We start from the raw sequence: 12829 nt of genomic DNA on the forward strand, positions 1-12829 counted from the left end.
CGGTGCGAAGCGTACTAGCCATGATGCGCATCCCGTTGAATGAAGCGGATCGCGTCGCTGTTCCAGTCGACGCCGACTGCCGCGCCTTCCGGCAGCGGCTCGGTGCCTTCGTTCTGGCAGCACACCAGCACTTCGCCGAGCCGGCTATCGAGCCGGTACAGCCACTGGCTGCCGAGGAAGAAGCGGCTTGTCACGGTGGCCGGCACGCGGCCGCCGTCCGGTGCGCACAGGCGCAACTTTTCCGGGCGGATGCACAAGGTCACCGCGTCGCCGACGCCGACCGCGCGTTCGCGCGCCGGCATCTGCGCGGTGCGGCCCGTTTCCGCGAGATCGTGACCGAGGTCGATACGGATCGCGTCGCCGTCGCACGCCACCACGGTGCCGGGCAGCATGTTGGCCTTGCCGATGAACTGCGAGACGAAGCGATTTTCCGGGCGCTCGTACGCTTCGTACGGCGTGTCGATCTGCGTGATGCGGCCGGCCTCCATCACCACCACGCGGTCGCTGATCGACAGCGCCTCGGACTGGTCGTGCGTGACCATGATCGTGGTCGTGCCGATCTTGCGTTGAATGCTGCGCAGTTCGAATTGCATGTCTTCGCGCAGCTTGGCGTCGAGATTCGACATCGGTTCGTCGAGCAGCAGCACCGGCGGCGCGATCACGATCGCGCGGGCAATCGCCACGCGTTGCCGCTGACCGCCGGACAGCTCGCGCGGAAAGCGGTGCGCGAGCGCGTCGAGCCGTACCAGCGCAAGCGCCTCGCGCACGCGTTCCTTGCGCTCGGCCTTGTCGATATTGCGCATCTCCAGGCCGAAGCCGACGTTGTCGGCCACGCTCATGTGCGGGAACAGCGCGTAGCTCTGGAACACGATGCCCAAGCCGCGCTTATTCGGCTTCATGTGCGTGATGTCGCGGCCGTCGAGCGTGATGCGCCCGCGCGTCGTTTCGACGAAGCCCGCGATCATTTGCAAGGTGGTGGTCTTGCCGCAGCCGGACGGCCCGAGCAACGACACGAACTCGCCTTTTTCCACCGACAGGTTCACGTCCGCGACTGCATGCAGATCGCCGAACGATTTCGTGACGTCCGTGAGTGTGAGAAACGACATGGTCTGGCCTTTGGATGTTGCGACGCCGATTCGAGCGTTGCTGCCTCGATGGAGCCGACTCTAGCTAGCCAAATTGCAGGACGTCAATTTCAAATTCCGTTCAACGGTATAAAACTAAGAAAAATTCCGATTGATGAAATGTTTTACGAGATTAGCCTTGAATAGTTCCGATCCGTGATGTCCGGAATACCCCTAAGAATCAGCGTATGAGTGCGTCACCGGCGAATTTCGTGCACTATTTCGCTGACGGATAAAACATCTTATAGTGTTCCACTCAATGAAATAAATGCGAGCGAACTCAATGAAATCTGCCGCCCAACGAGATACCGCGGATGCAACGGCAGACGCTGCCGCGTCGCCCGGTCCCGGCATGCTGGAGCGCGGGTTCGCGGTGATCCGTGCGCTGTCGGAAGCGCAGGCCGACGGCGGGCGCGTCACGCGACTCGCGAAAGCGGTGGGGCTTACGCAGGGCACCGTGCACCGCATCCTGCACGCGCTGATCGCGGAGGGCATCGTCGAGCAGGACGAGAACAGCAAGCTGTACCGGCTGAGCGTCGACTTCTTCGCGCTCGCCGCGCAGGCGGGCAATCCGAGCGGCATGCGCACGCTGTGCCGGCCGGCGCTGCTGCGCTTGTGCGCGAGTCTCGGCGATACGATCTTCCTGCTCGTCAAAAGCAGTTTCGACGCGGTGTGTCTGGACATCTGCGAAGGGCCGTTCCCGATCCGCTCGTTCACCGGCGACATCGGCGGGCGGGTGGCGCTGGGCGTCGGGCAGGGGAGTCTGGCGATTCTCGCGTTTCTGCCCGAGGCGGAGCGCGAGGAGATCATCCGCTTCAACGTGCCGCGAATTCGCGGCTATGGCGTGCTCGACGAGGTGTATTTGCGCACCGAGATCGAACGTGTGCGGCAACTCGGCTACGCGGGGCGCAACAGCGGCGTGCTCGACGGCATGGCGGGGGTGGCCGTGCCGATTCTGGATCGCACGGGCGTGGCGGTGGCGGCCTTGAGCGTGGGCACGCTGGCCGCGCGGCTCGGCGACGATCGTCTGCCGATGGTGGTCGAGTTGCTGCGCCGTCAGGCCGAGGCGATCGGCCCGCAAACCAATCCGTTCGACGTCGCGCTGCGCCGGCCGATGCACGGTCTGTCGCGCGCGATGACCACCGGGCGCATCACCGGCGATGCATGATGGGGATTGCAGCGGCGCAAAACAAAAAAGGCGTCGCGTCCTCCTTCGCGGAGAGCCGTGACGCCTCGCAGCCTTAACCTTAGAACACCTTCACCGGCACATTCACGACCAGACGGTATTCCATGTTGTTGCCGTCCGAGTAGTGATACTGGCTGTTGTGCCACATCGCGATGAACGTGATCTTCGTGTCCTTGAAGCGGCCGCTTTGCAGCGTGTAGCTCGGAATGAAGCCGAACTCGTGGTGATGGCCGTGCACCGGTTCGCCGTTCTTCCAGTACAGGTCATGCAGTGCCGCCGTCGGCGACGCATTCTGCGCCGCGCCCGCCGATGCATCCGCGTTCCAGCCGTACTCGCCCCAGAACATCGCCTTCAGACCCGGCAGACCGGCGTACTTGCCGTCGAACGTATAGCGCAGTTGCAGCGATTGCTCGTGCGGCGCGTTGTAGTCCACGTCCATCGAGTTGGTCAGGTAGATGCCGTTGGTCTCGTTCACGTAGTCGAAGAACTGGTCGCCGAGCACCTGCTGATAGCCGAGCAACAGCGCGTGCGGACCGTGCTGCGCCGAGATCGACACGCTGTACGCGTTGCTGTTGATGTGGCCTTGCTTCGACGCGCCGGTGTCGTGCGTCGAGTAGATGTTGGCGAAGCCGCTCCACTTGATCGTCGACGGATCGCCGAACGACTGCGCGACCGAACCGTAGTACTGACGCCAGACATCGTCGGCCTGATCGACGTAAAGCGACGCATCGCCGTTCTGCGCGTAATGCCACGTGCCGCCCACATACGTCAAACGGTCGATACGTGTGCCGCCATACGACGTGGTCAGGTTGGTCAGGTTTGTGTGGCCACGCGCGTCGACCCGGGTGAAGCTACCGGCTTCGAGCGTGGTGTGCACGAGGTCGTTGCTGACCATCGAGACGCCGAGGAAAGTCGGCGGCAGCGCGCGGTTGTCGTGCGGTTCGAGAAACGGATTGGTGACGGTCTGCAAACCGTATTTCACGACCGTTTCCGAAATGCGTCCCTTGATGTCGTACATGCCGGGGTAGGCCCACGCGAGCTGCTGCGAGCCGCCGCCGTCCTTGCCGACGTGCACCATGTTGCTCGCGCCGTTGCCGCCGTCGAGCTTCAACGCCGCGAACAGCGACGCGTCCACGCCGAAGCCGACCACGCCCTGCGTGAAGCCGGACTCGTAGTTGGCCTGCGCGCCCTGGATCCACGCGTGACGGTAGATCGTGTTGGGCGCCTGGAAGTAGTCGGAGTAATTGCGGAATTGCAGATTCAGATGACTGTCGGCGATAAAGCCCTTGCTGGCCGCCTGGCTCGACAGCGGCGTGGCGGGCTCGACGGTTTGAGCGGCCTCGGCGTTGACGACCGCGTTGGTGGTGTCGGGCTGATCGGCCGGCACCTGACCGCCCTGATCCGCGCGGCGCTTGCCGGATTTATTCGCCGAGGCGCCCGGCGCCGTTTCTGCCGCGTGCTGCGTGGTGGAAGGCGACGCCTGCGCGAGCGTCTGGGTACGCGACGTGGTGGAGGTGGGCTCCGTGACGCCGTCGTCGGCATACGCACTGGCGGCGAGCGTCAGCGCGGGCAGCGTGAATGCGCAATAAAAAAAGGTCGCTGCGCCGGACTTTTTCGTCCGGTTTTTTGTTCGGCTAGCTTTCATTGAGTACGTCTCTGATTATTGTGGTGAATCTTTGGCTGGCGGTTAGCCAGTCCACGCTTATCGCCTGTTCTGCTGATGGCAGGACGAGCGAATCCATCGGCGCGATTGGCGGTCGCGCCGGGAAATCGGTTTTTTTATCGGTGGAAGCTTTATCTGTTGCGGTCTTGCGTTGGCGCTGTATGACGGAATCGGATGCGGTGAAGTCGAGTTGATGCCGGTGCCTGAATGCAGGCGGTTTGATTGCGGTGGATAGAATGACGGGTATTGCTTCAAGCCGTCGGTTTCGCCACCTCCCCGACGCGAATGCACGCGATGCGCGTGGCGCTCGCGCCATGCGTGACGGCCTGCGGAATGTCGGTGGCGCAGGCTTCGATCGCATCCGGACAGCGCGTGCGGAACGCGCAACCCGAAGGCGGACTCAGCGGCGAAGCGATCTCGCCGCGCAGCAGCAGATGGCGTCGCGCGCGCTCCACCACCGGATCGGGCACCGGCACCGCGGACAGCAATGCACGCGTGTACGGATGACGCGGCGCGCCGTAGACCTCGCGCTTCTCGCCGAACTCCATCACGCGGCCGAGGTACATCACCAGCACGCGGTGACTGATCGCCTTCACGACCGCGAGATCGTGCGCGACGAACAGCAGCGACAGCGACAGTTCGCGTTGCAGATCGCGCAGCAGATTGACGATCTGCGCCTGGATCGACACGTCGAGCGCGGAGACCGGCTCGTCGCAGATCACCAGTTGCGGCTCGCCGATCAGCGCGCGCGCGATACCCACACGTTGACACTGGCCGCCGGAAAACTCGTGCGGATAGCGGCGCAGATGCTGCGCATTCAGGCCGACGCGTTCGAGCATGGTCAGCACGCGCCGTTGCACGTCCGCGCGGGCGACGTGCTGGCCATGCGTGAGCAGCGGTTCCGCGACGATCTGTTCGATCGTCATGCGCGGATCGAGCGAGGCGAGCGGGTCCTGGAAAATCATCTGCACGTCGCGGCGCAAACGCGACGTGTCGCGCCGCGCGCCGCTCAGCACGGTCTCGTTGCCGAGCCAGCGCACGCTGCCGCTCGCGACCGGCGCGAGGCCGATGATCGCGCGCGCGAGCGTGGACTTGCCGCAACCCGATTCGCCGACGAGGCCGACGGTTTCACCGCGTCGTACGTTGAACGACACGCCGTCCACCGCGCGCAGCGTCGCCTTGCCCGACCACGGGTAGCCGCCGCGCGCCACGCTGAATTGCACCTTGAGATTGTCGACGGACAGCAGCGTCGCTGCGTCGTGATGTGCGCCGGGCATCGCGTTCATACGTGTTGTGCCTCCAGGATTTCGCCTACCGGTTTGAAGCACGCGCGCAGCGCGCCGGGATTGCCTTGCGCGGCCGCGAGCGGCGGACGCGCTTCGAGGCAGCGCTCGGTGCAGAATGCGCAGCGCGGCGCGAACGCGCAGCCCTGGCCGACTTCGCCGGGTAGCGGGGGATTGCCGGGAATGGTTTGCAACGGCGCTTCGTCGTCTTCGTCAGTGAGACGCGGCAGCGCGTTCAGGAGACCCAGCGTGTACGGATGCGTGGGCGCGGCGAACAGCGTTTCGGCGCTCGCCTGCTCGACGGTCTGGCCCGCGTACATCACCATCACGTCGTCGCACAGACCAGCGACCACGCCCATGTCGTGCGTGATCAGGATGATCGCCGTGCCGCGTTCGCGGTTCAGCTCGCGCAGCAGTTCGATGATCTGCGCCTGCACGGTGACGTCGAGCGCGGTGGTGGGTTCGTCGGCGATCAGGATCTCGGGCTCGGAGAGCAGCGCCATCGCGATCATCACGCGCTGGCGCATGCCGCCCGAGAATTCGTGCGGATACATGCAGATGCGCCGCGCGGCGTCGGGAATGCGCACCGACTCCAGCGTTTCGATCGCGCGGCGGCGCGCTTCGCGGCGCGACATCCGGCGATGCAGTTGCAGCATCTCGGTCATCTGCCGCTCGATCGTCAGGAACGGATTGAGCGAGGTCATCGGGTCCTGAAAGATCATGCCGATGCGGTCGCCGCGAATCCTGTTCAACGCCGCTTCGTCCATGGCCAGCAGGTTGTCGCCGCGATACGTGGCGCTGCCGGACACCTTGCCGTTGCCGGCCAGCAGGCCGAGCAGCGCCATCACGGTCTGGCTCTTGCCGGAGCCCGACTCGCCGACGATGCCGAGCGTGCGGCCCGCTTCGAGCGAGAACGACACGCGTTGCACCGCGTCGACCGGTGCGCCTTCGCGGCGCGTAAAGCGCACGCTGAGGTCTTTGACTTCGAGTAGCGGCATGTCAGCGGTCCTTCGGGTCGAACGCGTCGCGCAAACCGTCGCCGACGAAATTCACGGCATACAGCGCGACGCACAGCATCACGGCGGGGCACAGCAGCAGCCAGGGCATCGAATCGAGTTTCTGCGCGCCGTCCTGAATCAGCACGCCCCAGCTCGTCATGGGTTCCTGCACGCCGAGGCCGAGGAACGACAGCACCGATTCGGTCAGCACGATGTTCGGCACCGTCACGCTCGCGTAGACCACCACCACGCCGAACAGATTCGGCACGATATGGCGCGCGATGATCGAGCGCGAGTTCACGCCGATGGCCCTGGCCGCATCGATGAATTCGCGCGAGCGCAGCGACAGCGTTTGACCGCGCGCCACGCGCGCCATGTCGAGCCACGAGAACGCGCTGATGGTGAGCACCACCAGATAGAACGCGCGGCCGAACAGCGTCATCATCAGAATCGCGATCAGCATGTAGGGGATCGCGTACATCATGTCGACGATGCGCATCATCACCGCGTCGACGCGTCCGCCCAGGTAGCCGGCGGTCGCACCGTACGCGACGCCGATGAGTCCCGACACCAGCGTGCCGAGCAAGCCGACTTCGAGCGACACGCGCCCGCCTTGCAGCGTGCGCGCGAGCAGATCGCGGCCGAGTTCGTCGGTGCCGAACCAGTGCATGTTCTGCAGCGTGGGCGGCAGGCTGATCGCGCTCCAGTCGCTATCGATCGGGCCGTTCGGCAGCAGCCACGGACCGGCCACGCAGGCGATCACGATCAGCAGCAATACGACGAGGCCGGTGAACGCCGCGCGGTTGCGCACGAAGCGCGCGGCGGCGGTGGCGAGCGGGCCGCGCGAACGCGGCGCGTTGGCGATGGCCGCGAGCGGATCGAGCGCCGCGGCAGCCGTTTGAAGAGAGCGGGCCATGGATCAGTACCGGATGCGCGGATCGAGCCACGCGTACGCGAGGTCGACCAGCAGGTTGAACAGCACGGCGACGACCGTCGTCAGCACGACGAGGCCGAGCACCAGGGTGTAGTCGCGATTGATCGCGCCGTTGACGACCAGTTGGCCGAGGCCCGGCAGCGCGAACACCGACTCGGTGACCACCGCCGCGGTGATCGACGAGATGCAGATCGAACCGAGCAGCGACACGACCGGCATCAGCGCGGGCTTCATCGCGTGCCGCAGGACGATCGTGCGGCCCGGCAGACCCTTGGCGCGCGCGGTGCGGATGAAGTTGCCCGACAGCACTTCGATCATGCTGCCGCGCATGACCCGCGCGATCCCCGCCACGTTGATGATGACGAGCAGCACGATCGGCAGCACGCGGTAGCGCCATTCGCCGTCGCCCCAGCCGCCGGCGGGCAGCCAGCCCTGGCCTTCGGAAGTCTTCAGCAGGATCGCGAAGATCCACACCAGCACCGGGCCCAGCACGAACGGCGGCACCACGTTGCCGAGATTGCCGAGCACCATCACGAAGTGATCGATGAAACGATCGCGCCGCACCGCGGCCAGCGTGCCGAGCGTGACGCCGATCACGAGCGCGATCGGCACCGATACGCCGCCCACGCCGAGGCTCACCGGCAACGCTTTCCACACCAGATCGTTGACGCTCCAGTCGGCGTAGCGGAACGACGGCCCGAGGTCGCCGTGCAGCAGCGCGCCGAGGTAGTGGACGTACTGCAGCCACAGCGGTTCGTCGAGGTGATACTTGGCGTTGAGGTTCGCCATCACGGCCGCCGACAGGTGTTTCTCCGTGTCGAACGGGCCGCCCGGGGTGAGATGCAGCAACAGATAGCACGCGGTGATCACGGCGAGAATCGTCGGGATCGCCCAGAGCGTGCGGCGCAGCGTATAGGCCAGCATGACGGTGCTCCCGCGCTTAGTGCTTGATCAGATACATGTCTTGCGTGGCGCGCATGTCGAGGTAGTTGGTCGGCTTGTAGCCGCCCACGTACGGCTTGACCAGACGATCCGCGGAGTACTGGAACAGCGCCACCAGCGGGTAATCGTTCATGGCCAGGTCGTGCGCCTGCGTGAACAGCGCGGTGCGCTTCGTGTCGTCGAGCTGCTGGTTGCCTTCGTCGATCAGCTTGTCGACCTGCGGGTTGCAGTAGTGCTGGTCGTTCTGCACGCTGTTGCAGCGGATCAGATCGAAGAACGAGTTGGCGTCGTTATAGTCGACGAACCAGCCGTCGCGCGAGGCCTGCACCTTGCCGTCGTGACGCTGCTTGAGCAGTACCTTGAATTCGACGTTTTCGAGCTTGGCGTTCACGCCGAGCTTGGTGCGCCATTCCGATGTCGCGAACAGCGCGACCTTCTTGTGCAGGTCGTTGGTGTTGTAGGTGAGCGAGAACGTCAGCGGCTTCGCGTCCGAATAGCCCGCGCTCTTCAGCAGATTGCGCGCGTAGTCGACGCGTTTGGCCATCGGCCAGCTCGCCCATTCCGGCTTGAAGACGCCGGCGCCTTGCGTGCCCGTGGCGATCAAGCCGTACAGCGGCACTTCGCCGTCGGCGGTCAGCCGCTTGGTCAGCAGGTCGCGGTCCAGCACCATCGCCAGCGCCTGGCGCACGCGTTTGTCCTTGAAGGCGGGGTCGTCGTTATTCAGGCTGTAGTAGTAGGTGGCGATCTGCAGACCGGTCTGCAATTCGGAGCCGAACTGCTTGCTCACCTGCGTGTAGATGCCCGACGGAATCGTGTACGTATAGTCGAACTGGCCGGCCTGATACATGCGCATCGCCGTCTCGTCGTTTTCGATCGGCAGGTAGGTCACTTTCGTGATCACGACCTTGGCGGCGTTCCAGTAGGTCGGGCTTTTGGTCGCCACGAGGCGGTTGTTCGGCTGCCAGTCGGCGAGCACATACGGACCGTTGCCGACGAAGTTGCCCGGACGCGTCCAGTCGCTGCCGAACTTCGCGACGACCGCGCGGTTGACCGGCGTCATCGGCGCCATCGCCGTCAATTGCGTGAAGAAGGTCGCGGGGACTTCGGTCGTCACTTCGAGCGTGTACGGATCGACCGCGCGCACGCCGAGGCTCGACAGCGGTGCCTTGCCCGCCAGAATCGCCTTCGCGTTCTTCACGAATTCGACCAGCACGGTGTACTTCGAACCCGTCTTCGGATCGAGCACGCGCTGCCACGAGTACACGAAGTCGGCCGCCGTGACCGGCTGACCGTTGCTCCAGCGCGCGTCGTGGCGCAGCTTGAAGACCCAGGTGGTCGGCCCGGTACGGGTCCACGATTCGGCGACGCCCGGCACGATCGCGCCGCTCGCGTCCATGCGCGTCAGGCCTTCGAGCAGATCGAACGCGATCGTATTGCCGGTCCACGATTCGATGTGCGCGGGGTCGAGCGATTCGGTTTCGCCCGGCACCTGGCGCGTCATTTCCTGCGTGGCGGCAAGCGTGACGCCCGGGGGCACCGTCACGGCGAAGGAGGCGGAGGGCTGAAACGTGAGGACGAGCGCGGTCAGCGCCGTCGCGTGGACGAACGGGATTTTCATCGGTTGAAGTCGCAGGAAAGGTCGAGAGAAGAACGCTGACGCCGGAGCGCCCGGTTTATCCGCGGTGCCCGGGCCAGGGCGGCCCTTGTTGCTTGTCCGGCATACAGGATTCCTTACATGTTGTAATGCAGGCAATCCCTGGCCGGTTCAACCGGAAAAGATGCCTGCTTTCTAAAACAGCCTTGGTGTGCCCACCCAGACGACCACCGACTCGATCTTCGCGGTGTTCACCCAGCTGTGCGGCACCGTCGATTCGTAATGCGCGCTGTCTCCCGCGTGCAATTCGAACGTTTTGCCTTCCAGCGTCAACGACACTTCGCCGTCGATCACATACATGAACTCTTCACCGGCATGCGTCGTGACTTCGGAGCGCTTCTGCCCGGGTGGCATCCTCACGAGGATCGCCTCGAGCTGACGGCCGCCCGTCAGATTGGTCAGCCGTGCAAACAGATTGGCCGAGTCCGCAAAACCGAAAAACTTCAACTGCTCGCCGCGGCACACCGAGCGTTCTTCGCTGGGCGTGTCGACGAAATACTGCACCGTTACCCCGAGGGCGTGAGCAATGCCGGCCAGCGACGTGATGGACGGCGACGCGAGACCGCGTTCCACTTGCGACAGAAACGGCTTGGAAATGCCTGCCGCCGTTGCCGTGTCATCCAGGGTGCGTTTCAGCCGATGGCGAAGCGCGCGAATCTTGCTGCCGATTTCAAGTGCCGGATTGCTCTTACGAATTGTCGTGACCATAGCAGGAGGAAATTAGCCCGTCAAAATTTGTTTGATATAAGTAAATATGGTTTGATTACGGTCCGGACTGGGCTGCGGGCCGTTTGAGCCCCCGGAAATGCTAAAGACCGCAATTTGGAGACAACGCTCTATGTTGCCAGAACTGAAAGTCCGGAAGCCATATTGACCGGATTATTGTGAGAAACGGCAGCAACTCGGCGGTAAAAGTTGCTGTTTGCACGATGATACGTGCAGATATGCCATCCAGGTGTCAGGGAACGTCGGCCGGAGAGATTACCGAATCTTTCGGGGGCGGATGGAGGGCTTGACAACGCGAAAGTGGGAAATGAATCGGAAGGGTGTCGTTTAGGTGGTTTCCCTGAGTGACGCGAGACGTTTCTCTTCGGAGAATCGCCCCGCCTGGCGGATCGGCTCCGCGCATGCGCATCGCATGCAGAGACCGGCCGCCACTTAACTTTCCGCGCGTAGCGATCCTGCGCGGCGGAGCACTGACCGGCACGTTCCATCCGAACGGCGTCCGGCGTAAGGACTTGACCATCACTGCCGACCTTTTTCCGCCGCAGGCGCACGGCCTGCCGCCGCCCGACGCGGCCGCCGCGTGTGAACCCTCGGCGCGTCGCGCGCCCGAGCTTTGCCTCGCGATGCGCGTCACTTTCATTCCCCGCTTGTCCCGATTGCCCTGACTGTTTTGCCGGCCTGCTGGTCGAGGTCCTGTTTTTCGCGCCGCGCGGCACTTTCGCGCGGCGTCGCAACCGTTTGAACTAGAGGTACACGATGAATTCATTTACGCCACCGGGCGCTCGCGTCTCGCAGACCCGCTCGTTCTCGACGGTCTTTCTGATCGAACTGTGGGAACGTTTCGGCTACTACGGCATGGCGGCCCTGCTCGTGCTGTTCATGATCGACAAGCTCGGCTTCACCGATAGCCACGCCACGCTTACGTGGGGCGCGTTCACGGCGCTGGTCTATGCGTCGCCGTCCATCGGCGGCTGGATCGGCGACAAGATTCTCGGCGCGCGCCGCACGATGATCTTCGGCGCCGGCGTGCTGGCGGCCGGCTACTTCATGCTGGCGCTGCCGAACGAGCAACTGCCTTATATGTATGCGACGCTCGGCGTGATCGTGGTGGGCAACGGTCTGTTCAAGGCGAATGCCGCGAATCTCGTACGCCGTATCTACGAAGGCGACGATGCGCGCATCGACAGCGCGTTCACGATTTACTACATGGCGGTCAACATCGGCTCGACGGTGTCGATGCTCGCGACGCCGTGGATCAAGGACCATTGGGGTTGGCACACGGCGTTCGCGGTGTGCTGCGCCGGCATGCTGCTGTCGATGCTGAACTACGTGATCATGTTCCGCACGCTCGCGCATATCGGTTCCGCGCCGGACGCCGAACCGGTGCGCTGGAAGCGCGTCGGCGCGGTGGCGCTGGGCGGCCTCGCGCTGGGCGCGGTGACGATGTTCGTGCTGCAGCACAAGGCGATCGCGGTCGCGTGCGTGTACACCGCGGGTATCGCGATCCTGGCGATCTTCGGCTACATGCTGTTGAAGTGCGAACGCTCGGAGCGCTCGGGTCTGGTGGCCGCGCTGATCCTGACCGCGCAGGTGATTCTGTTCTTCGTGTTCTACGTGCAGATGTCCACGTCGCTCACGCTGTTCGCGCTGCGCAACGTCGATCCGCGTTTCATCCTGTTCGGTCAGACCTGGTTCACGTGGAGCGCCGCGCAGTTTCAGGCGCTCAATCCCATCTGGATCATGCTGCTGAGCCCGCTGCTCGCGCTGCTGTATACGAAGCTGGCGAAGAGCGGCAAGGACGTGCCCGTCGCGGTGAAGTACGCGTTCGGTTTCGCGGTCGTCGCGGCCGGCTTCTTCGTCTACGCGGCGAGCGGCAACTACGCGGTCAACGGCCGCGTGTCGTCGTGGTTCATGGTCGGCGGCTACGGTTTGTACTCGCTCGGCGAACTGCTGGTGAGTGGCCTGGGTCTCGCGATGATCGCGCGCTACGTGCCGGCTCGCATGAGCGGTTTCATGATGGGCGCTTATTTTGTCGCGACCGGCGTGTCGCAGTATCTCGGCAGCGTGGTGGCGAATTTCGCGCAGATGCCGTCGGGCAATATGGATCCGCTCGAATCGCTGCCGCTGTACACCAAACTGTTCACCGGCCTCGGCTGGCTGGCGGCGGTCGGCGCGCTGGTCGCCGTGCTGCTGCTGCCGCTGATGCGCAAGCTGTCGCGCGAACATCAGCGTTGCGCCGACGAGGCGCGCGCGGATGCGCATCGCAATGCGACGTTGAGCGGCGCGGTGGCGGAGTAAATGACGCCGGCGTGCCGGCAC

11 protein-coding genes are annotated in these 12829 nt (G+C 64.3%); 3 read left to right on the forward strand and 8 right to left on the reverse strand.

Going from position 1 to position 12829, the window contains the following annotated elements; all coding sequences use genetic code 11:
* Positions 1-14 precede the first annotated feature (14 nt).
* Complete coding sequence (locus LFL96_RS29910; protein ID WP_281001504.1) at positions 15-1106, reverse strand: ABC transporter ATP-binding protein; 1092 nt, start codon at positions 1104-1106, stop codon at positions 15-17.
* 301 nt (positions 1107-1407) lie between these two features.
* Here LFL96_RS29910 and LFL96_RS29915 point away from each other — a divergent pair, with 301 nt between their 5' ends.
* Positions 1408-2292 (forward strand): IclR family transcriptional regulator, encoded by an 885-nt coding sequence (locus tag LFL96_RS29915; RefSeq protein WP_281001505.1) that lies wholly within the window; start codon positions 1408-1410, stop codon positions 2290-2292.
* Positions 2293-2371: 79 nt separating this feature from the next.
* Here LFL96_RS29915 and LFL96_RS29920 read toward each other — a convergent pair whose 3' ends face one another.
* The 7 genes from LFL96_RS29920 to LFL96_RS29950 all read right to left on the reverse strand — a co-directional run bounded on the left by LFL96_RS29920 (position 2372) and on the right by LFL96_RS29950 (position 10492).
* Positions 2372-3955 (reverse strand): OprD family outer membrane porin, encoded by a 1584-nt coding sequence (locus LFL96_RS29920; RefSeq protein ID WP_281001506.1) that lies wholly within the window; start codon positions 3953-3955, stop codon positions 2372-2374.
* A gap of 269 nt (positions 3956-4224) precedes the next feature.
* Positions 4225-5259, reverse strand: coding sequence for an oligopeptide/dipeptide ABC transporter ATP-binding protein (locus LFL96_RS29925; protein ID WP_281001507.1), 1035 nt, complete (start codon positions 5257-5259; stop codon positions 4225-4227).
* Entirely contained in the window at positions 5256-6254 is a 999-nt protein-coding gene (locus tag LFL96_RS29930) for an oligopeptide/dipeptide ABC transporter ATP-binding protein (protein WP_281001508.1), read from the reverse strand. Before LFL96_RS29930 ends, LFL96_RS29925 begins: the two co-directional genes overlap by 4 nt.
* A 1-nt stretch (position 6255) precedes the next feature.
* On the reverse strand, positions 6256-7170 hold the full coding sequence (locus LFL96_RS29935) for an ABC transporter permease subunit (protein WP_281001509.1): 915 nt from the start codon (positions 7168-7170) through the stop codon (positions 6256-6258).
* A 3-nt stretch (positions 7171-7173) separates the two neighbouring features.
* Positions 7174-8112, reverse strand: coding sequence for an ABC transporter permease subunit (locus tag LFL96_RS29940; protein ID WP_281001510.1), 939 nt, complete (start codon positions 8110-8112; stop codon positions 7174-7176).
* A 16-nt stretch (positions 8113-8128) separates the two neighbouring features.
* A complete protein-coding gene (locus tag LFL96_RS29945; protein WP_281001511.1) occupies positions 8129-9748 on the reverse strand; it encodes a peptide ABC transporter substrate-binding protein in 1620 nt (539 codons plus the stop codon).
* Between the two features lie 171 nt (positions 9749-9919).
* On the reverse strand, positions 9920-10492 hold the full coding sequence (locus LFL96_RS29950; protein WP_281001512.1) for a cupin domain-containing protein: 573 nt from the start codon (positions 10490-10492) through the stop codon (positions 9920-9922).
* A 419-nt stretch (positions 10493-10911) separates the two neighbouring features.
* Between LFL96_RS29950 and LFL96_RS29955 the strand changes: the two genes are divergently transcribed.
* On the forward strand, positions 10912-11175 hold the full coding sequence (locus tag LFL96_RS29955; protein WP_281001513.1) for a hypothetical protein: 264 nt from the start codon (positions 10912-10914) through the stop codon (positions 11173-11175).
* 91 nt (positions 11176-11266) lie between these two features.
* Positions 11267-12808 (forward strand): oligopeptide:H+ symporter, encoded by a 1542-nt coding sequence (locus LFL96_RS29960; protein ID WP_281001514.1) that lies wholly within the window; start codon positions 11267-11269, stop codon positions 12806-12808.
* The last annotated feature ends 21 nt before the right edge of the window (positions 12809-12829 follow it).

The organism is Paraburkholderia sp. D15, from assembly GCF_029910215.1.
Classification (GTDB): domain Bacteria; phylum Pseudomonadota; class Gammaproteobacteria; order Burkholderiales; family Burkholderiaceae; genus Paraburkholderia.

Coding starts and splice junctions, on each gene's coding strand:
- LFL96_RS29935 (WP_281001509.1), bottom strand. CDS start 7,170: ATGGCCCGCTCTCTTCAAACGGCTGCCGCGGCGCTCGATCCGCTCGCG.
- LFL96_RS29930 (WP_281001508.1), bottom strand. CDS start 6,254: ATGCCGCTACTCGAAGTCAAAGACCTCAGCGTGCGCTTTACGCGCCGC.
- LFL96_RS29910 (WP_281001504.1), bottom strand. CDS start 1,106: ATGTCGTTTCTCACACTCACGGACGTCACGAAATCGTTCGGCGATCTG.
- LFL96_RS29940 (WP_281001510.1), bottom strand. CDS start 8,112: ATGCTGGCCTATACGCTGCGCCGCACGCTCTGGGCGATCCCGACGATT.
- LFL96_RS29915 (WP_281001505.1), top strand. CDS start 1,408: ATGAAATCTGCCGCCCAACGAGATACCGCGGATGCAACGGCAGACGCT.
- LFL96_RS29945 (WP_281001511.1), bottom strand. CDS start 9,748: ATGAAAATCCCGTTCGTCCACGCGACGGCGCTGACCGCGCTCGTCCTC.
- LFL96_RS29955 (WP_281001513.1), top strand. CDS start 10,912: ATGCGCATCGCATGCAGAGACCGGCCGCCACTTAACTTTCCGCGCGTA.
- LFL96_RS29950 (WP_281001512.1), bottom strand. CDS start 10,492: ATGGTCACGACAATTCGTAAGAGCAATCCGGCACTTGAAATCGGCAGC.
- LFL96_RS29960 (WP_281001514.1), top strand. CDS start 11,267: ATGAATTCATTTACGCCACCGGGCGCTCGCGTCTCGCAGACCCGCTCG.
- LFL96_RS29925 (WP_281001507.1), bottom strand. CDS start 5,259: ATGAACGCGATGCCCGGCGCACATCACGACGCAGCGACGCTGCTGTCC.
- LFL96_RS29920 (WP_281001506.1), bottom strand. CDS start 3,955: ATGAAAGCTAGCCGAACAAAAAACCGGACGAAAAAGTCCGGCGCAGCG.